This window comes from Sphingomonas sp. PP-CC-1A-547, assembly GCF_003610375.1.
Classification (GTDB): Bacteria; Pseudomonadota; Alphaproteobacteria; order Sphingomonadales; family Sphingomonadaceae; genus Sphingomonas.
In genome coordinates this window covers 114,579-132,434 of record NZ_RAPZ01000015.1, presented here as the reverse complement: position 1 = coordinate 132,434, position 17,856 = coordinate 114,579, and the positions used below count along the sequence as shown (strand labels likewise).

Here is a 17,856-nt window from a genome sequence, read left to right as displayed (position 1 = left end):
AGCCCGTCGTTACCTACCGCCCCCACTTGGGCCCCGGCCTTCGCCGGGGTGGAAGACTAGAAGCGGGGATCTGCACCCGAGCAAGTGCACCCCCGTTGACGCCAACACCGCATCGCAGCATGTCTCCCCCATGCGCTTCTTCTCCGACAACGCCGCCAAGATCCACCCGCAGGTCATGGCCGCGATCGCCGCCGCCGACACGCTCGACACCGCCTATGCCGGCGACGCGTGGAGCCAGCAGCTCGACGGCCGCCTGTCGGAACTGTTCGAAACCGACGTCGCAGTCCTCTGGGTCCCCACCGGCACCGCCGCCAACTGCCTCGCGCTCGCCGCCCTCTGCCCCCCGCACGGCGGCATCGTCTGCCACCGCGACGCGCACATCCAGAACGACGAGGGCGGCGCGCCCGAATTCTACACCCATGGCGCCAAGCTGTTCCTCGCCGACGGCGAGGGCGCGAAGCTCACCCCCGATACGATCCGCACCGTCCTCGACGCGATCCCCGACGACGTCCACCGCGTTCAGCCGCACGCGATCTCGATCACCAACGCCACCGAATATGGCCGCGTCTACCAACCACACCAGGTCGCGGAGATCGGCGCGCTCGCGAAGGAGCGCGGGCTCGGCTTCCACATGGACGGCGCGCGGTTCGCCAACGCGATGGCGCGGGTCGGCTGCTCGCCCGCCGACATGACGTGGCGCGCGGGCGTCGACGCGCTGAGCTTCGGCTTCGTCAAGAACGGCGCGATGAGCGCGGAAGCTCTGATCTTCTTCAAGCCCGACCTCGCCGCGGTCACGCAATACCGCCGCAAACGCGCCGGGCTGCTGCTGTCGAAGGGCCGGTATCTCGCCGCGCAGATTCTTGCGATGCTCGACGACGACCTCTGGCTCGCCAACGCCAGGGCTGCGAACGACGCCGCCGCCAAGCTCGCTACCGCCGCAGGCAACCGCCTCGTCCACCCGGTCGAGGCAAACGAAGTCTTCCTCCGCGCCACCCCCGAAGAAGCCGCAGCCCTTCGCGCGAAAGGCTTCGACTTCTACGACTGGGCCGCCGGCGAAATCCGGCTCGTCACCGCCTGGGACAGCCCGGCGGACGCGGTCGCCCTCCTCGCCGACGCGATCCGGGAGTTATGACTCCCGGCCCGACCGATCCTCCCCAGTCGACTCGCGCGGCCGTGCTGATCCCGTTCGGCATCGTCACGCTGATCTGGGGTTCGACCTGGCTCGTCATCCGCGACCAGATCGCGGTGGTGCCGCCCAGCTGGTCGATCAGCTACCGCTTCCTCGTCGCCGGCATCGCGATGGCGATCTACGCGGGGATCAAGCGCGAGAGCTTCCGATTCGACGCGCGCGGCTACGCGTTCGCGGCCGTGATCGGCATCGCGCTGTTCACGTTCAACTTCAACTTCGTCTACCGCGCCGAGCATTACGTCACCTCCGGCCTCGTCGCGGTCGTGTTCGCACTCCTCCTCGTCCCCAACGCGATCTTTGGCCGCATCTTCCTCAAGCAGCGCCTCGGACGGCAGCTGATGCTCGGGTGTGCGGTGGCGATGGCGGGGGTCGCGCTGCTGTTCGTCAACGAAGCGCGCGTCGATCCGCACGGCCCGCGCTCGGCAACGATCGGCATCGTCCTGACGCTGTGCGGCGTGATGGCCGCGTCGGTCGCCAACGTCATCCAAGGCAGCGCGTTCGCCAAACGCTATCCGATGGCGCCGACGCTCGCGATGGCGATGCTGATCGGCGCGTGCCTCGATGCGGCGTTCGCCTGGATCACCACCGGACCGCCGGTCTTCGAGCCGCGCTTCGGCTATGTCGCGGGCATCCTCTATCTCGGCGTGTTCGCGTCCGCGCTCGCCTTTCCGCTGTATTTCAACGTCATCCGCGCGATCGGCCCGGCCAAGGCTGCCTATTCGGGCGTGATCGTGCCGGTGATCGCGATGCTGCTATCGACGATCTTCGAGCGCTATCACTGGTCGACGCTGGCCGTCGCTGGGGCAATATTGTCCGGCATCGGCCTCGTCATCGCACTCAGCGCACGCAGACCGGCACGGTAATCCGGCCAAGCGGGCGTCCAGCCGAGCACCCGCTTGGCCTTGCCGTTCGCCACTCGCCGGTTCTCGTTATAAAAGCCGCGCCCCATCGCCGAGAGCTCCTCGAGCGTCACGAACGGCGGCGCGGGCATCCCGAGCAACATCGCCGCGAACGCCACGACGTCGTTCTGCGACGCGGGCACGTCGTCCGCGAGGTTATACGCCCCCGCCGGCGCATCGAACCCGGCGATCACGCCCGAGACGATATCGTCGACATGCGCGCGACTGAACACCTGGCCGGGTTGCTCGATCCGGTGCGCCTTGCCCTGCCGCACCCGGGCGAGCGGCGAGCGCCCCGGACCATAGATCCCCGGCAACCGGAACGTCCGCGCACCAATCGCCAGCCATTCCGCATCCGCCGCCGCCCGCGCGCTCCGACGACCACCACCGATCGGCGCCGTCTCGTCAACCCACGCACCCTGCGCATCGCCGTACACGCCCGTCGACGACAGATAGCCGATCCACGCCCGCGTCCGCAGCAACAGCGAACCGTAGCGCCCAAGCACGGGGTCCGCCTCATGCTCGGGCGGCACCGACGACAGGATATGCGTCGCCGCCGCGATCTCCGCCGTCACCGCGTCGGTATCGTCGAACCGGAGCGTACCACCCCGCCCATCCCGCGTCGTGCCTACGACATGCCAACCATCCGCCGCCAGCCGCTCGGCAAGCCGCGACGCGGTGTAGCCGAGACCGAAGACCAGTAGCCGGCTCATGGCGCCACCGCCGCGCCGGCCATCGGCCCCTTATACAAAGTCCCGAAATAATCGCCGGCATTCCACACCGGCCGCTGCGCGCCATCGGCGATCTCGCGCGCGATCCGGTAGTTCGCATCGACGAACCGCACGCCCTGATCCCACAGGATCGGCTGCGTCAGGTCGTCCGACGGCTTGTGGTAATTGTTCGCCATGAAATACGCGACCGCGGCCTTGCCCGGCCCCTTCTGACCCGGCCACAGGAATACCGACGGGATCCCCTTCTGGACGAAGCGGAAATGATCCGAGCGGACGAAGATGCCCTCCTCCGGCATCGGATCGGGCGACAGGCCGACGCCGATCGCCGCCACCGCCTTCTGGACGATCGGACCGATCGTCGAACGCTCGGCACCGAACACCACCATGTCCTCGAACTTGTAGGTCAGGATCGGCATGTCGAGGTTCACATCCGCGACGATCGAGGTCAGCGGCACGGTCGGGTGGTTGGTGAAGTAATCGCTGCCGACCAAGCCCTTCTCCTCGCCGGTGACAGCCAGGAACATGATCGTCCGCTTCGGTGCACGCCCGCTGGCGGTGAAGCGCTTGGCCTCCTCGATCAGGCTGGCGATGCCGATCGCGTTGTCGAGCGCGCCGTTATTGAGCGCGTCGCCCTTCACCGGCTTGGCGATGCCGATGTGATCGAGATGCGCCGACAGCACGACAACCTCCTTGCCGACCACCGGATCGCTGCCGGGAATTACACCGACGACGTTGCTGCTCGCGGCAGGCACGAAGCTCGTCTTGGTCGCGACGGTCAGCGTGCCGACCAGCGGCACGGCCTTGAACTTCGCGTTGTCGCGGTCCGCCTGCCTCACGATCCGGCTCCACGGCGTCTTCGCACCGGCGAACAGCTTGGCCGCGCCAACCATGCTGACCGTCCCGAGCGACGGCGCGCCGGGGGCATCGACCTTGCCGGTGCCGTCCGGGTTCGCCCACGTCATCCGCGGCGTCGCGTAAAACTCCGCCATCTTGCCGAACGTCCGCACCTTTGCCGAGCGCGGGCTTTCCAGCGTGATCACGCCGACTGCGCCCTTGGCCTGCGCGATCGCAGCCTTGGTCCCGCCCGACCCGAAGAACGCGCGCTCCTCGCCACCGAACCGCGCGGGCGAGCCGCCGAAATACGCGACGATCTTGCCGCGCACGTCGACGCCCTTGTAATCGTCCTGGCCATATTGCGGCGCGTCGATCCCGTAACCGACGAACACGACGGGCGCCGACACGCTGGTCTCCGCCTTCGCACCGTTCGCGGCGGGCACGTAATCCTCACCGAACACGAGCGGCTGCGCAGCCCCGCGACCCGTCCAGACGAAATCGCCCTTGCTCGCCGCCTTGTACGACACGAGCGGCACGGTCTGGAGATACCCGCCCTGGTCGCCACCCGGCCGCAGACCCGCGGCATAGAATTGCGCGGCGACATATTGCGCGGCGATGTCGAACTCGGGGCTGCCAGCCTCGCGCCCCTTCATCGCATCCGACGCGAGAAACAGCACATGCGCCTTCATCGCCGCCTGATCCGCCGGCAGCGGTGCGGCGAGCTTCGCGTTCAACTCGGCCGTATTCGGGGCGGTCACCGGAGCCGACGCGGGGGCAGCTTGGGGCGCAGTCTGAGCAAGGGCAGAGGTAGAAAGCGCGAGCACCGCGAGCGCGCCGATAGGACGATACATCCGGAAATCCTTGCAAAGGGAACGTGTTGCAGCGGCGTAGCATCCACCGTCACCCGCGCAAGCTTTGGCTGGCGATAGGCGGGCGCGGCCCTATATTCGCAAACATATGCTCGATATCCAGAACAGTCTCGCCCACCCGCTCGTCATTCGCCGCGAGGACTATACCCCGCCCGAGTGGCTGGTCCCCGAGACGAAACTGGATTTCGACCTCGATCCCTCCACCACCCGCGTAACGGCAACATTGTCGGTCACGCGCAACGGCGATCACGCCGCACCGCTGCGGCTCGACGGCGCCGGGCAGAAGCCGCTCTCGGTCACGGTCGACGGCGTGACGATCAACGGCTGGCGGATCGACGGCGAACAGCTCGTCATTCCGCTCGCCGGCGCCGCGCATGTCGTCGAAACGCAGGTCGAGATCGCCCCCGATCGCAACACGCAGCTGATGGGGCTATATGCCTCGGGCGGCAATCTCTGCACCCAGTGCGAGGCGGAAGGCTTCCGGCGCATCACCTATTTCCCCGACCGCCCCGACGTGCTCAGCGTCTATTCTGTCCGGATGACCGCGGACAGGAAGCACTTCCCCGTGCTGCTCGCGAACGGCGATCCGGTCGGGCAGGGCGACCTCGACGACGGCCGCCACTGGGCGACGTGGCACGATCCGTTCCCCAAGCCGTCGTACCTGTTCGCACTGGTCGCCGGTGACCTCGCGGTAAACCGCAGCAGCTTCACGACGATGTCGGGCCGCGAAGTGTCGCTCGGCATCTGGGTGCGCGAGGCCGACCTCCCCAAGACCGACCACGCACTCAAGGCACTCGAACTCGCGATGGCGTGGGACGAGACGACCTATGGCCGCGAGTACGATCTCGACGTGTTCAACATCGTCGCGGTCGACGATTTCAACTTCGGCGCGATGGAGAACAAGGGCCTCAACATCTTCAACTCGCGCTACATCCTGGCCGACCCTGATACCGCGACCGACTACGATTACGACGCGATCGCTGCGGTCGTCGCGCACGAATATTTCCACAATTGGTCGGGCAACCGGATCACCTGCCGCGACTGGTTCCAGCTGTCGCTGAAGGAAGGCTTCACGGTCTATCGCGACCAGGGCTTCTCCGCCGACCAGGGTTCGCGCGCGGTCAAGCGGATCGAGGACGTCCGCGGCCTGCGTGCGTCGCAATTCCCCGAGGATTCCGGCCCGCTCGCGCATCCTGTGCGCCCGGAATCCTACCAGGAGATCGCCAACTTCTACACTGCCACCATCTACAACAAGGGCGCCGAGCTGATCCGGATGATGGCCGCGATCCTCGGACCGAAGGGCTTCCGCGCCGGCACCGATCTGTATTTCGACCGCTACGACGGCACCGCCGCGACCTGCGAGGATTTCGTCACGTCGATGGAGGAAGGCGGCAACGTCGACCTCTCCCAGTTCCGCCTCTGGTATTCGCAGGCGGGCACGCCGCGCGTCTCGGCGAGCCTCTCACATGACGGAGACCGCGCGACGCTGCGGCTCGCGCAGCAGGTACCCGCGACGCCCGGCCAGCCGGTGAAGTCGCCGATGGTGCTGCCGCTGCGTGTGAAGCTGTTCGGTGCCGAAACGGGCGTCGCGCTGACCGACGAGCGGCTTGTCCTGTTCGACGATACGCTCGACACGATCGAATTCGAAGGCCTCGCCGAACGCCCGGTGTTGTCGATCAACCGCGGCTTCTCGGCCCCCGTGGTGGTCGAGAGTGACCGCACCGCCGCCGACCTAGCCTTCCTGAGCGCGCACGATGACGATCCCTTCGCGCGCTACGAGGCGATGCAGCAGCTGATGCTCGATACGCTGGTCGCCTCGGCGGGCGGGCATGCAGATCACGAGGGCGTCATCGCCGCGGTCGCGAACACGCTCGCCAATACCGATCTCGATCTGGCGTTCGTCGCGGAGGCGGTGTTGCTGCCGTCGGAAAGCTTCATCGGCGACCAGATGGCCGTCGTCGACCCCGACGCGATCTTCCGTGCGCGCGAAGCGCTGCGCCGCGATCTCGGCACGCGGCTGGAGGCGCAATGGCGGCAGGCGTATGCGCGGGGCGAGGGTCAGCCCTACGCCTACACCCCGGAGGGCAAGGGCTTGCGTCGCCTGCGATCGGTCGCGCTTGGCTATATAGCCGCGAGCGGCGCGGCGGATGCGGCGGACTTCGCGTTCGCGCAGTTCGATTCGGCGGACAACATGACCGACCGGATGGGTGCGCTGACGACGCTGGTCAGCAGCGCGTCCGAGATCCGCACCACCGCGCTCGACATCTTCTACAGCCAATATTGCGACAACCCGCTGGTGCTCGACAAGTGGTTCCAGGCGCAAGCGCAGTCGTCGCGCGACGATACCGGTGCGATCGTGGCGGGGCTGGCCGAGCATGCCGACTTCACACTGACCAACCCCAACCGCGCCCGCTCGCTGATCGGCGCGTTCGGCGCGAACCAGCGGGCGTTCAATAACGCTGATGGGAGTGGCTATCGGTTCCTCGCGGACCAGCTGATCGCGCTCGACCGGTTGAACCCACAGACCGCGGCGAAACTCCTCCCGCCGCTGGGTCGCTGGCGCCGGTTCGATTCGGCGCGCGCCGGGTTGATGCGGGCGGAACTAGAACGGATCGTGCGGACGCCGGGGCTGTCGAAGGACCTGTTCGAACAGGCGTCGAAGAGTCTGGAAGGCTAGCCAAACCCACCTCGTCACCCCGGACTTGTTCCGGGGTCCACGGTCCCGCAAACTCAATTCTCTCGAATTTGCGGAACCGTGGATGCCGGAACAAGCCCGGCATGACGGAAGCACGCGTGATGGCGTCTCGTGCGGCTGCCCTACCGTCGGCTCGCAAAAAACTCCCGCAGGATCATCGCAGCCTCGGTCTCCGCAATCCCCGCATAAATCTCAGGCCGATGATGACACGTCGGCTGCCCGAAAAACCGAGGTCCATGCTCGACCGCCCCGCCCTTCGCATCCGCCGCCCCATAATAGAGCCGCGCGATCCGGGCATGCGCGATTGCCCCGGCACACATCGCACACGGCTCCAGCGTCACCCAGAGATCGCATCCCTCGAGCCGGTCGCTGCCCAGAACCAAAGCAGCAGCGCGAATCGCCTGGATCTCGGCATGCGCAGTCGGATCGCACAACGCCCGCGGCGCATTCGCCGCCGTTGCGATAATCACGCCGTCCTTAACGACAACGGCGCCGACCGGGACTTCCCCAGCCAGCGCCGCATCGCGTGCCGCGTCGAGCGCGCGGCGCATAGGGTCGGGAACGGGGAACATGGCCTCAGGCCCTGCCCCGCCGCCCACGTCCCGTAAAGATCAGTTCGGCGCCTGGCTGTTGCCCGGCTTCTCGACGTTGATCGTCGGCACCGCCACCGTCTTGTTCTCGGTGCCGAGCGTGACCTTGGCGACGTCGGCCTGGAACTTCGGGGCCTGGACGACGCCCTGGCGGGTCTGGTCGATGTTGATGATCCCGAAATACATCAGGCCGACCACGACGAGCACGACGATCGCGACGAGAGACAAGAGCGTACGCATGGGACATCCCCTTTTATTGAACAGTTCGATAGCGTAACAACGTCGTCGATCGCTGTGGGTTGCACAATGCTCATTGCGGACAACCGTAGCCGCGTTTTACGTGAATCGGTTGACGAAAGCCGGCGTGCCAGCTATCCGCGCGCCTTTCCGGGGTTCCTCCCGACACTTGAATAGGTAATCACATGTCGCGCATCTGCGAACTGACCGGCAAGGGCCGGATGGTCGGGAACAACGTCTCCCACGCCAACAACAAGACCAAGCGCACGTTCCTCCCGAACCTGCAGAACGTCACGCTGCTCTCCGATTCGCTCGAGAAGGGCGTCAAGCTGCGCGTTTCGACGCACGGCCTGCGTACCGTCGAGCACAACGGTGGCCTCGACAACTGGCTGGTGAAGGTCTCGGACGACAAGCTGTCGCTCCGCGTTCGTCGCCTGAAGCGCGAAGTCGTCAAGAAGATCGCAGCATCGGCCGTCGCCGCCTAATAGCGACGTCGTAGTGCGATCACCGCGGCCCGCCCTGCACCTAGCAGGGCGGGCCGTCGGCGTTTGTGGAGTCAGCGATCCAGCCTGAACTTCAGCAGCAGCGTGCGCTGGAGAAACATCTGGTTGTCGTCCGACACGATCCACACGATCGTCTTCCCGTCCTCGACAGTCGTATCGATTCCCTCGAAATTATCGTGGATCAGCGGCGCATCGATCGTCGCGATCAGGCGGCCGCGTGCGATTCGCCCCGCCGCCACGTCGCGCGCCGCGACCCGTGATATCCGCGCCGAGAACGTGAATGGCAGCCGAAAACCACGATCGAGCATCAGCAGGTCGCCATTCGGCAACGCGGTGACGTCCGACGGATCGTATCGCCCGAAAGGTTCGTACGCGAATCGCTCCGGCCCCCCTGCTCCGGTCGGATCGCCCGCGAAGATCAGCGCCTGTCGCGTGTGCAACCGCGCCGCCTCCGATCCAGCCCAGTCCGACCGACGGACATGCGCCTCCTCGCTGATGACGACGAATCGACCATCGGGCAGCCGTGCCATCGATTCGGGGCCGCCATTGCTAGGCCATTTCCGCATCGCCTCGGGCACAACCCGCGCCTCGTACCGCGCGACCCCCGCGGCATAGCGCCAGATCGAATTGCTATCCTCGAAGCCGACCCAGATCTTTCCCGTGACCGGATCGATCGCCATCGATTCGCTGTCGCGGTCGCGTTTCTCCCAACCGATGCCGGGCCCCGCGGGCAGATTCTCGAACGCGACCCGGTGCGGGAGCCAGTCGGTGCCCATGTCGAACTGGACGATATTGCCGCCGTCGCTCAGTAGCGTGAACCGATTGCCGGTCGGGGCTGGGGCGACGTCAAGCGACGAGAATCCCCCGAACGCCGGATCGCGACTGTCGAGTGCCACCCCGCCCAGATAGGTAAGCCCACCGACGCGCACATGCCGCGGGTTGGTGCGATCGAGCATCACGCGCGTCGCGGTCAATTGCGCGCGCTTGCCGAGCAGATCGAGCCGCGCTTCGCCCGACCAAGTCGGCACGATCGCACAGACGCTCACGGCGACGAACAGGACAGTGATCAGGCGCCGCATCGCGTCCCTCATAGGGGGTCCGGCGATCCACGGAAGCATGAACAGCGGATAACGGAGGCATTCAGGCTCGGCTCAATGCGAATCACTCATAAGCGTCTCATCGAGGATGGAAGCACGGCCCCCGCCGCCGCCGAAATCCCCAACGGGAGACGCACGATGTTCAAGACTTTTACTCTCGCCGCCAGTGCCCTCGCATTGGGTGCGACCGCCCTCGTTCCCGCCGCCGCCGATGCGCAGCGCTGGGGCTCGCGCTACGAGCGTGGCTACGATGGTTATCAGGGTGGCGGCTACCGCGACAATGGCTACGACCGTGGCTACCGCGAGTATCGCGGCAACGACCGCCGCTACAACGCCCGCAGCCGTCGCGGCTGCGACAACACCGGCGGCACGATCATCGGCGCCCTCGCCGGCGGCCTGCTCGGTCACACCATCGCCGGTCGTGGTGACCGGACGCTCGGCGCAGTCCTGGGCGCGGCTGGTGGTGGCCTGGCCGGCAACGCGATCGATAAGTCGGATAACCCAGGGTATTGCCGGCGGTAAGCCCGGCAACGGGCCGGTGCTCGCCGCGAAAGCGGTCGAGCAACCGCCGGCACGGACGGCGGGCAGGCATCGCCTGACCCGACCGACGACGGCTTCGCCGACGTCGCGCCCGTTCGAGCCACCCAACCAGTTTCCCAGTTCCCTCGCGTAGCGTATCGAGGGCGGGGGCCGGCTTCCCGTACGGGAGCCGGCCCTTTGTTCGTCCCCAATCCGGCAACGGCACGCACCGAAGGCCCCATACGCCACCCCCGTCATCCTGACGAAAGTCAGGATCCAGAGCCACTACCGGCAGTGGTCAGTTACCCTGGGTCCTGACTTTCGTCAGGATGACGGTTGTGAATGGATCACGCGGTCCGCTCCGGCACTTCCGCGGCGTCCTCGGCAATCGCCGCATCAGGCGCCACCGCTTCCCACGGAAACACGAACCAGTCCTTCGTCACAGCCCGGTCGATCGTCCGCGCACAATACTCGATCCGCTCCGCAGAACTGACGTTATCGATCAACATCGCAAACCGCACCGCGCCCTCGACAGCACCCGCCGCCGCCAGCGCGCGCCGCAGATGCGTGATCGTCCGCCCCGAATCATTGATGTCGTCGACAAACAGCAGCCGCTCGCCCCCTCGAGTCCGCGCGGCAAGTTTCACCAGCGGCTCGTCGGCAAAGTCCTTCACCTGGCTCGAATAATCGACCGACAGCGTCGGCAGTCCGATCGCGTGGCTAAGGAATACCGCGGGCACGAGTCCACCGCGGCCGATGCCGATGATGTAATCGGGTTTCCACGCGGTATCCTCGACCAGTTTGGCTGCGAGGATGTGTACGGCCGCGACGAACTCGTGCTGCGGGATAGGGGTAAAGATCGGCATCGACGGATGTTACCGCCTCGCGGTTGGGAGAACCAGCCGTTCTCCTGCCAAAGCAGGAGCCCAGGGTTACGTGCGCAGCGCTCGTGACCCTGGACTCCCGCCTTCGCGGGAGAACAAGTTTTAACGTCAGATCGTCTCCAGCGCCTGCTCGAAATCGGCGATCAGATCATCCGGATCCTCCACCCCAATCGAGATCCGGACGAGGTTGTCCGTGATCCCCAGCGCCTGCTTCCGCGCATCCGGCACCGACAGATGCGTCATGCCAGCCGGATGGCTAGCCAGCGTCTCGGTCCCGCCCAGCGACACAGCCAGCTTGGCGATCTTCAACGCATCGAGGAACGCGAAGCTCTCGCGCTCGCCACCCTTCAGGTACAGCGAGAAGGTCGAGCCCCCACCAGTGCAATGGCGACGATAGATATCCGCCTGCCGCTCCATACCCGGCTCGTCCTCGAGGAAGCCCAGATACGCGACCCGCTCCACCTTCGGATGGTGACGGAGAAAACCGCAGACCTTCGCCGCATTCTCGCCCGCACGGCTCATCCGCAGTTCGAGAGTCTCCAGCGATCGCAGCAACATCCACGCGGTGTTCGGATCGGTGATCGTCCCGATCGTGTTCCGCATCGTGCGGATCGTGTTGATGTGCTCCTTCGACCCCAGCACGCCGCCCGCGACGAGATCCGAATGCCCGCCGACATACTTGGTCAGCGAGTAGACGACGATATCCGCGCCATGCTTGAGCGGCTGGAACCACAGCGGCCCGAGGAAGGTGTTGTCGATCGCGATCGGCGGCTTCTCGCCCTTGAAGATCGCGTCCCGGCTGGCCGCGACCGCCTCGACGTCGACCAGCGCATTGGTCGGGTTCGCCGGGCTTTCCAGATAGATCAGCGCGACGTTGCCGGTCGCCGCCTCGGTCATCACCGCGTCGATTTCCTCGCGCGTCGCACCCGCCGGGAAGTCGAGCCACTTGACCCCGAACTTGCCGAGCACGCGCCCGATCAGCGTCTCGGTCGCCGCATACAACGGTCCCGAATGGACGATCGTGTCGCCCGGCTTGACCATCGCGAGAAACAGAGTCGCGATTGCCGACATGCCCGACGAGAAAGCGAGCGCGTCTTCCGCCTCTTCCCACACGCCAAGGCGATCCTCGAGGATCTCCTGGTTCGGCCCGTTGAAGCGCGAATAGACGAGCCCCTCGGCCCCGCCCGGACGCTTGCCCGTAACGCCTTCGAAGTGACGCTTGCCCGCCGCCGCATTGGGGAACACGAAGGTCGAGGTGAGGAAGATCGGCGGCTTCAGCGAGCCTTCCGACAGTGCGGGATCGTAACCGTGCCCCATCATCAAGGTCGACGGCTTCAGTTTCCGCCCGCCGATCTTCTCGACCTCGGGCTTCGGCGCGACGCGCGCCGCTACGCCGGTCAGGTCCGCTTCTGTCTCAGCGGGTACGGCGCCGGCGTTTTCGGGGGTATCGGACATCAATATGCTCCTGCGTGGCCCGTCTTATGCGAGCCGATGTGCGGAGCCTAAACGACCGGCGAGGGCTTTGGGAGCCGTTACAGGCCGATGATGCTGATCTGACGCCCATAGGAGGGCTCGCCGCGATGGGTCGCGCGCCGATAGCTGAAAAAGCGATCGTCATCGGTGTACGTGTCGAGCCCGAGCGCCTCGATCCGGCCGATCCCGGCGACCGCGAGCCGGCTGACGACATAGGCCTCCAGGTCGAACTGGTAATGATCGCCCCTGTTCTCGACGGCGCGGCCGTCCGCGAAGAAGCGCTCGTTCTCCGGATCCGCCTCGCAGAACCGGCGGATGAAGCCGTCGTCGACCTCATAGCTGGCGCGCGCGATGCACGGCCCTACCGCGGCGACGATCCGGTCGCGGTGCGCACCGATCGCCTCCATCGCGAGGATCGTGGAGTCGGTGACGCCGCCGAGCGCGCCCTTCCAGCCGGCATGGGCTGCCGCAACGACGCCGGCGTGCGCGTCGGCGAACAAGACGGGTGCGCAGTCCGCGGTGAGGATGCCGAGCGCGAGGCCGGGACGGTTGGTGACCAGCGCATCGGCATGCGGACGGATCGCGTCGTCGAACGGCTCGATCACGGTGACCGCGTCGGCGGAATGGACCTGGTAGAGACCGACGAGTTTCGCACTGGGCAGGACGGCTTCGCTCGCACGACGGCGGTTCTCTGCGATGGCGGCGGGGTCGTCGTCGGAACCGATACCAACGTTGAGGCTCGCATATGCACCGGTCGAGACACCACCACGACGGCCGAGAAAGCCATGTGGGATGTCGCCAAGCGCCTTCGCGCGGATCGCTTCGATAGTCATATCAGATCACCCAACATCAAACACAGCCCCCACCCCGGCGAAGGCCGGGGCCCAGTTGGGGGGACGGTGCTGATGACGGGCAACGCGCCATTACCATGACCTTTCCAACTTGGCCCCGGCCTCCGCCGGGGTGGTGGCCTTTCGCTACGATATCTCTGGGGGCACCAATCATCACAGCACCAGCCGCATGATCCGGTCATCGTCAGGCTGCTCCCCAACCATGAACACATACCGCCCGATCTCGACGAACCCGTACCGCTGGTAGAACCGATGAGCTCGGTGGTTGTCGACATAGACGCTAAGGATCATCTCCGTCCGTCCCTCGGCGCGTGCGACATCGATCGCCCAGTCCATCAACGCCGGGCCAACGCCCGCGCCATGCTGATCGCCACGCACATAAAGCTGGTGAAGTTCGATCGCCGTCGCCGGCCAGTCGCCGGGGAAAGCCACGGGTCCGGTCTTGGCAAATCCGACGATCTCGCCCGATTCGTCCACCGCGACGCGCACGATGAAGGCAGGGTCGGAGAGTTGCGCCGGCAACCCCTTCTCGCCAAACGTCTGGTCGAGGAAGGCGGCAAGATCTTCAGGGCGATACAGCGTACCGAACGTGTCGGTAAACGACCGCTTCGCCATCGCAGCGAGTTCTGCACCGTCGGCGAGCACGGCATCACGATAGGCGATCATGCAAACGCCGCCGGGGTCGGCCAAGTCGGCACGGTGATCGCAAACGCTTTGAAGAGCGTACCCATATCGTCCATCAACCTCTTCCGATCCGCCGCCAGTGCTTCCGCCCACGCAGGCGACGCCTTGGCGAGCGCGGACGTCCGCGAATCGATCCCGAGCCCGCCGAGCAGGTCGCGTTGCGTCACCGGCCCCCACGCGACCGCACCTTCGGCCTGGGCCGCGGCGGCGAGCGTGGTGAAGTCGACATGCGCGGTCAGGTCATGCTCGCCGGGCGCCTCGAACGGATTGGCGAACGCATGCCCGCGCACCGCCTGCAACGTGTCGCCAAGCGCTGGCCCCTCATACCCATAGTCGATCGCGATCAGAGCGCCGCCCTGCGTTGCAATCCGCTTGGCGAGGCCGCGAACGATGGTGACGGCAGCGGGCGACGTCTCGAGGATCGAGCCCGCGGGTGCATCCCGGAACGGCTCCGGAATCACCGCGTCGGGCAGCGGCTTGCCGGCAATCGGCAGGAACAGCAGGTCCTGCGCAGCGACGAGACGCTCGTGCCACTGCTCGCGCTTCACCAACTGCCGGATCGGCAGCGCATCGAAGAATTCGTTGGCGACGACGATCAGCGGGCGATCGGTCGGCAGCGTCTCGATCGAGTCATGCCACGTCGCGTCCGGCACGCGCTCGGCCTGCGCCGCGCGGAGTGCCGGGCTCGTCTCGACGAGATGCACCGCCGGCTCGAGTCCCGCCTTCGCCATCGCCCTCGCTGCATCGGCGGCCAGCGTCCCGCGACCCGGCCCGAGTTCGGCCCAAGCCACCTCGGGGCGACCAGCGCGGTCCCAAAGATCGGCACACCACAGCCCGACAAGCTCGCCGAACATCTGGCTGATCTCGGGCGCGGTGGTGAAGTCCCCCGCCGCCCCCAACGGGTCGCGCGTCGCATAATAGTGCGCGTTCGCCGCCGCCATATACTGCGCAACGGGGATCGGACCCGCGAGCGCAATCGCTCGGGCGAGGCGTTCGGGGAGGGCGGTGTCTATTCCCCTTCCGCTTGCGGGAGGGGTTAGGGGAGGGGCTGGAGTATCGTTGGCCATGACATTTGCGGCCATGCCCTCCCCCAACCCCTCCCGCAAGCGGGAGGGGAGTCAGGCGACGCTCGCCGTCCCCGCGATCGACTCGACCCGCACGCGGCGCTTGGCCGACGTCGCCACCAGATACGCCCCCCCGACGATCATCGGCACGCACAGCCACTGCCCCATGTGCAGCCCGGTATGCTCGGCAAACGCCCGCAGCTGCGAATCCGGCTCGCGGAAGAACTCGACGGTAAACCGCGCGATCCCGTAGCCGAGCACGAACAACCCGACGAGCTTGCCCGGATCATACCGCGCCTTGGTCTTCCAGAACGCGAACCACAGCAGCGCGAACAGCAGCACGCCTTCCAGCCCCGCCTCGTACAGCTGGCTCGGATGCCGCGCCGGCTCGACCATCCCGAACGGCACGGTGCGCTCGAAGATGATCCCCCACGCGACGTCGGTCGGCTTGCCCCACAGCTCGCCATTCACGAAGTTCGCCAGCCGCCCGAAGAACAGCCCGAACGGCACGCAGCACGCGATATAATCGTGCACGCGCAGCCAGTTGAGCTGGTGCTTCCGCGCGAACAGGATCAGCCCGATCGACGTGCCGATCACCCCGCCGTGGAACGACATGCCGCCGTCCCACAGCCGGAAGATCCGCAGCGGATGCAGGAACATCTCGGGCGCGTAGAAGATCACATAGCCGAGCCGCCCGCCGAGGATGATGCCGAGCGTCGCGTAGAATACGAGGTCGTCGGCATGCCGCCGGGCCATCGGTGCGCCGGGCTGGGCGAGCAGCTTCAGCAGATACCACCAGCCGAGCAGGATCCCGCCGATATAGGCAAGGCTGTACCAACGCAGCGTGAAGAACCCGATCGAGAAGACGTCGGGGTGCAGCCCGAGATCCTCGAAGCGGATGTGACTGCCGACGGCAGGCGCTACGGCGCCCGCAGCGGCGGTGATGGTCGACAGGATCAAAGGCTTTTCCCCACGCGTTCGCCCCTGCATAAAGGCCGATAACAATAAGACCAAGTAGGAGAGCGATATGCGGACCGAGCTCGATGCAGCTATGGATTCGACGATGGCCGCACTGACCGCGCCCGACGGCATGCTCGCGCTTGGATCGGCCGAGCGGTTCGGCGTCACGCTGCCGACGATCGCCGCCGCCCCGCCCGCGCTCAGCTATTATTTCGCGCACTACGCCAACGAGCACCGCGACGCGGTCTTCCTCGTCTCGGGCGATGAACGCCTGACGTTCGGCGAGGTCTACGCCGCCGCCGAGCGCACCGCGCGGGCGCTGGTCGGCGGGTACGGGATCGCCAAGGGCGACCGGGTCGGCATCGCGATGCGCAACTCGCCGTCGTGGATCGTGCTGTACATGGGCATCGTCATGGCCGGCGGCGTCGCGACGCTGCTCAACGGCTGGTGGCAGTCGGAAGAGCTCGAGACGGCGATCGGCGAGGTCGACTGCGCGCTCGTGTTCGCCGATCCGCCGCGCGTGAAGCGCCTCGCGCAGATTGCGGCTCTGCGCGCGCCGGTGGTCGAGATCGACGATTCGCGACCGCTCGCCGAAGCGCTCGAAGCCGTGTTCGCGAAGGACGACCACACCGCCGACCTGCCGCTGCTCGGGCCCGAGGATCATGCGACGATCCTGTTCACGAGCGGATCGACCGGCCAGTCGAAGGGCGCGCTGTCCGAACACCGCGCGGTCGTGCAGGGGATCTTTAATTATCTCGGCCAGGCGATGATGATGGTCGGGATCGCCACCGCGCAGGGCAATCCGCCGGTCGGCCAGCCGGTCACGCTGCTGACGATCCCGCTGTTCCACATCACCGGGGAAGTGCCGGTCTTCCTCCAGAGCTTCGCGATGGGGCGCAAACTCGTGCTGATGCCGAAATGGGATGCAGGCGAGGCAATGCGGCTGATCGAGGCGGAGGGCGTGACCTATTTCGTCGGCGTGCCTTTGATGAGCTTCGAGATCCTCAACCACCCCGACCGAGCGAACTACGACCTCTCTACCGTCACCGATTTTGCCGCAGGCGGCGCACCACGCCCGGTCGATCACGTCCGCCGCATCGACGAGGAAATGGGAGGAAGCGCGCCGTTGATCGGTTACGGTCTCACTGAGACGAACGCAGTCGGCACCGGCAACTGGCGCGGCAACTACCTCGCCAAGCCCAATTCCGCCGGCCGCCCCGGCGCGCCGTTGGTCGATCTCGCGATCCTCGACGATGCCGGCCACCCGGTCGACCAGGGCCAGCGCGGCGAGGTCTGCATCCGCACGATCTGCAACTTCAAGGAATACTGGAACCGTCCGGATGCGACCGCCACTGCGTTCACCGCGGATGGCTATTTCCGCACCGGCGACATCGGTTACCTCGACGAGGACGGCTATCTGTTCATCGTCGACCGCAAGAAGGACATCATCATCCGCGGCGGCGAGAACATCTCGTGCCAGGAGGTGGAAGCGGCATTGTACGAGCATCCAGCCGTCGCCGAGGCCGCCGTGTTCGGGCTCGCAGACGAACGCTTCGGCGAGGTCCCCGGTGCGGTGGTAGTGCCACAGGACGGTGAAACGCTGACCCCGGACGACCTGACCGCGTTCCTCCACCAGCACATCGCCGCGTTCAAGATACCGCAGCGGATTTGGATTTCGGAAGAGCCGCTGCCAAGACTGGGGACGGAGAAGATCGACAAGGTCTCGCTGAAAGCCACTTACCGAGCGCTAACCTAAATTCCCTCGCCCCTACGGGGA

At 66.3% G+C, this 17,856-nt stretch carries 17 protein-coding genes; 6 read left to right on the top strand and 11 right to left on the bottom strand.

The window, feature by feature from the left end; genetic code table 11:
* The first annotated feature begins 130 nt into the window (after positions 1-130).
* Both C8J39_RS16935 and C8J39_RS16930 read left to right on the top strand, forming a co-directional pair.
* Positions 131-1,132 carry a low specificity L-threonine aldolase gene (locus C8J39_RS16935; RefSeq protein WP_120301514.1) on the top strand — a complete coding sequence of 334 codons (1,002 nt, stop codon included), beginning with the start codon at positions 131-133 and terminating at the stop codon, positions 1,130-1,132.
* Entirely contained in the window at positions 1,129-2,052 is a 924-nt protein-coding gene (locus C8J39_RS16930; RefSeq protein WP_120301513.1) for a DMT family transporter, read from the top strand. Before C8J39_RS16935 ends, C8J39_RS16930 begins: the two co-directional genes overlap by 4 nt.
* Here C8J39_RS16930 and C8J39_RS16925 read toward each other — a convergent pair.
* Positions 1,965-2,801, bottom strand: a complete 837-nt coding sequence (locus tag C8J39_RS16925) for an NAD(P)-dependent oxidoreductase (RefSeq protein ID WP_120301512.1) — start codon at positions 2,799-2,801, stop codon at positions 1,965-1,967. The two genes, C8J39_RS16930 and C8J39_RS16925, sit on opposite strands and share 88 nt — an antisense overlap.
* On the bottom strand, positions 2,798-4,504 hold the full coding sequence (locus tag C8J39_RS16920; RefSeq protein WP_120301511.1) for a M28 family metallopeptidase: 1,707 nt from the start codon (positions 4,502-4,504) through the stop codon (positions 2,798-2,800). The genes C8J39_RS16925 and C8J39_RS16920 overlap by 4 nt, the downstream gene beginning before the upstream one ends.
* Positions 4,505-4,610: 106 nt before the next feature.
* Here C8J39_RS16920 and pepN point away from each other — a divergent pair, with 106 nt between their 5' ends.
* Positions 4,611-7,199: an aminopeptidase N gene (pepN, locus tag C8J39_RS16915; RefSeq protein ID WP_120301510.1), complete on the top strand. Its 2,589-nt coding sequence runs from the start codon at positions 4,611-4,613 to the stop codon at positions 7,197-7,199.
* Between the two features lie 140 nt (positions 7,200-7,339).
* Here the strand turns inward: pepN and C8J39_RS16910 are convergent, their stop codons facing one another.
* Together C8J39_RS16910 and C8J39_RS16905 are read right to left on the bottom strand one after the other, a co-directional pair.
* Positions 7,340-7,768 carry a nucleoside deaminase gene (locus C8J39_RS16910; protein WP_120301509.1) on the bottom strand — a complete coding sequence of 143 codons (429 nt, stop codon included), beginning with the start codon at positions 7,766-7,768 and terminating at the stop codon, positions 7,340-7,342.
* A 60-nt stretch (positions 7,769-7,828) separates the two neighbouring features.
* Positions 7,829-8,047 (bottom strand): hypothetical protein, encoded by a 219-nt coding sequence (locus C8J39_RS16905; protein WP_056487387.1) that lies wholly within the window; start codon positions 8,045-8,047, stop codon positions 7,829-7,831.
* Positions 8,048-8,229: 182 nt separating this feature from the next.
* Here C8J39_RS16905 and rpmB point away from each other — a divergent pair, with 182 nt between their 5' ends.
* Positions 8,230-8,529, top strand: a complete 300-nt coding sequence (gene rpmB, locus C8J39_RS16900; protein WP_056053386.1) for a 50S ribosomal protein L28 — start codon at positions 8,230-8,232, stop codon at positions 8,527-8,529.
* A gap of 71 nt (positions 8,530-8,600) precedes the next feature.
* Here the strand turns inward: rpmB and C8J39_RS16895 are convergent, their stop codons facing one another.
* Positions 8,601-9,626: an esterase-like activity of phytase family protein gene (locus C8J39_RS16895; RefSeq protein ID WP_243650212.1), complete on the bottom strand. Its 1,026-nt coding sequence runs from the start codon at positions 9,624-9,626 to the stop codon at positions 8,601-8,603.
* A gap of 156 nt (positions 9,627-9,782) precedes the next feature.
* Here C8J39_RS16895 and C8J39_RS16890 point away from each other — a divergent pair, with 156 nt between their 5' ends.
* Positions 9,783-10,166 (top strand): glycine zipper 2TM domain-containing protein, encoded by a 384-nt coding sequence (locus C8J39_RS16890; RefSeq protein ID WP_120301508.1) that lies wholly within the window; start codon positions 9,783-9,785, stop codon positions 10,164-10,166.
* 344 nt (positions 10,167-10,510) lie between these two features.
* On the opposite strand, the gene C8J39_RS16885 is transcribed toward C8J39_RS16890, so the two are convergent.
* From C8J39_RS16885 to lgt, 6 genes are all read right to left on the bottom strand, one after another.
* Entirely contained in the window at positions 10,511-11,029 is a 519-nt protein-coding gene (locus tag C8J39_RS16885; protein ID WP_120301507.1) for a phosphoribosyltransferase, read from the bottom strand.
* A 126-nt stretch (positions 11,030-11,155) separates the two neighbouring features.
* Complete coding sequence (locus C8J39_RS16880) at positions 11,156-12,502, bottom strand: cystathionine gamma-synthase family protein (RefSeq protein ID WP_120301506.1); 1,347 nt, start codon at positions 12,500-12,502, stop codon at positions 11,156-11,158.
* Positions 12,503-12,579: 77 nt separating this feature from the next.
* On the bottom strand, positions 12,580-13,353 hold the full coding sequence (gene pgeF / locus C8J39_RS16875) for a peptidoglycan editing factor PgeF (protein WP_120301505.1): 774 nt from the start codon (positions 13,351-13,353) through the stop codon (positions 12,580-12,582).
* A 171-nt stretch (positions 13,354-13,524) separates the two neighbouring features.
* Positions 13,525-14,037, bottom strand: a complete 513-nt coding sequence (locus C8J39_RS16870; RefSeq protein ID WP_120301504.1) for a GNAT family N-acetyltransferase — start codon at positions 14,035-14,037, stop codon at positions 13,525-13,527.
* Positions 14,034-15,122, bottom strand: a complete 1,089-nt coding sequence (locus C8J39_RS16865; RefSeq protein WP_120301585.1) for an SAM-dependent methyltransferase — start codon at positions 15,120-15,122, stop codon at positions 14,034-14,036. Before C8J39_RS16865 ends, C8J39_RS16870 begins: the two co-directional genes overlap by 4 nt.
* 51 nt (positions 15,123-15,173) lie before the next feature.
* Entirely contained in the window at positions 15,174-16,109 is a 936-nt protein-coding gene (gene lgt, locus C8J39_RS16860) for a prolipoprotein diacylglyceryl transferase (RefSeq protein ID WP_120301503.1), read from the bottom strand.
* 37 nt (positions 16,110-16,146) lie between these two features.
* Here lgt and C8J39_RS16855 point away from each other — a divergent pair, with 37 nt between their 5' ends.
* Positions 16,147-17,835: a class I adenylate-forming enzyme family protein gene (locus C8J39_RS16855; protein WP_183038028.1), complete on the top strand. Its 1,689-nt coding sequence runs from the start codon at positions 16,147-16,149 to the stop codon at positions 17,833-17,835.
* The last annotated feature ends 21 nt before the right edge of the window (positions 17,836-17,856 follow it).

Bases quoted from the DNA above. Each gene is read 5' to 3' on its own strand.
- C8J39_RS16890 (WP_120301508.1), top strand. From the start codon at position 9,783: ATGTTCAAGACTTTTACTCTCGCCGCCAGTGCCCTCGCATTGGGTGCG.
- C8J39_RS16895 (WP_243650212.1), bottom strand. From the start codon at position 9,626: ATGCGGCGCCTGATCACTGTCCTGTTCGTCGCCGTGAGCGTCTGTGCG.
- C8J39_RS16885 (WP_120301507.1), bottom strand. From the start codon at position 11,029: ATGCCGATCTTTACCCCTATCCCGCAGCACGAGTTCGTCGCGGCCGTA.
- C8J39_RS16910 (WP_120301509.1), bottom strand. From the start codon at position 7,768: ATGCGCCGCGCGCTCGACGCGGCACGCGATGCGGCGCTGGCTGGGGAA.
- C8J39_RS16925 (WP_120301512.1), bottom strand. From the start codon at position 2,801: ATGAGCCGGCTACTGGTCTTCGGTCTCGGCTACACCGCGTCGCGGCTT.
- C8J39_RS16935 (WP_120301514.1), top strand. From the start codon at position 131: ATGCGCTTCTTCTCCGACAACGCCGCCAAGATCCACCCGCAGGTCATG.
- C8J39_RS16920 (WP_120301511.1), bottom strand. From the start codon at position 4,504: ATGTATCGTCCTATCGGCGCGCTCGCGGTGCTCGCGCTTTCTACCTCT.
- rpmB (WP_056053386.1), top strand. From the start codon at position 8,230: ATGTCGCGCATCTGCGAACTGACCGGCAAGGGCCGGATGGTCGGGAAC.
- lgt (WP_120301503.1), bottom strand. From the start codon at position 16,109: ATGCAGGGGCGAACGCGTGGGGAAAAGCCTTTGATCCTGTCGACCATC.
- C8J39_RS16855 (WP_183038028.1), top strand. From the start codon at position 16,147: ATGCGGACCGAGCTCGATGCAGCTATGGATTCGACGATGGCCGCACTG.
- C8J39_RS16870 (WP_120301504.1), bottom strand. From the start codon at position 14,037: ATGATCGCCTATCGTGATGCCGTGCTCGCCGACGGTGCAGAACTCGCT.
- pepN (WP_120301510.1), top strand. From the start codon at position 4,611: ATGCTCGATATCCAGAACAGTCTCGCCCACCCGCTCGTCATTCGCCGC.
- C8J39_RS16930 (WP_120301513.1), top strand. From the start codon at position 1,129: ATGACTCCCGGCCCGACCGATCCTCCCCAGTCGACTCGCGCGGCCGTG.
- C8J39_RS16905 (WP_056487387.1), bottom strand. From the start codon at position 8,047: ATGCGTACGCTCTTGTCTCTCGTCGCGATCGTCGTGCTCGTCGTGGTC.
- C8J39_RS16865 (WP_120301585.1), bottom strand. From the start codon at position 15,122: ATGGCCAACGATACTCCAGCCCCTCCCCTAACCCCTCCCGCAAGCGGA.
- pgeF (WP_120301505.1), bottom strand. From the start codon at position 13,353: ATGACTATCGAAGCGATCCGCGCGAAGGCGCTTGGCGACATCCCACAT.
- C8J39_RS16880 (WP_120301506.1), bottom strand. From the start codon at position 12,502: ATGTCCGATACCCCCGAAAACGCCGGCGCCGTACCCGCTGAGACAGAA.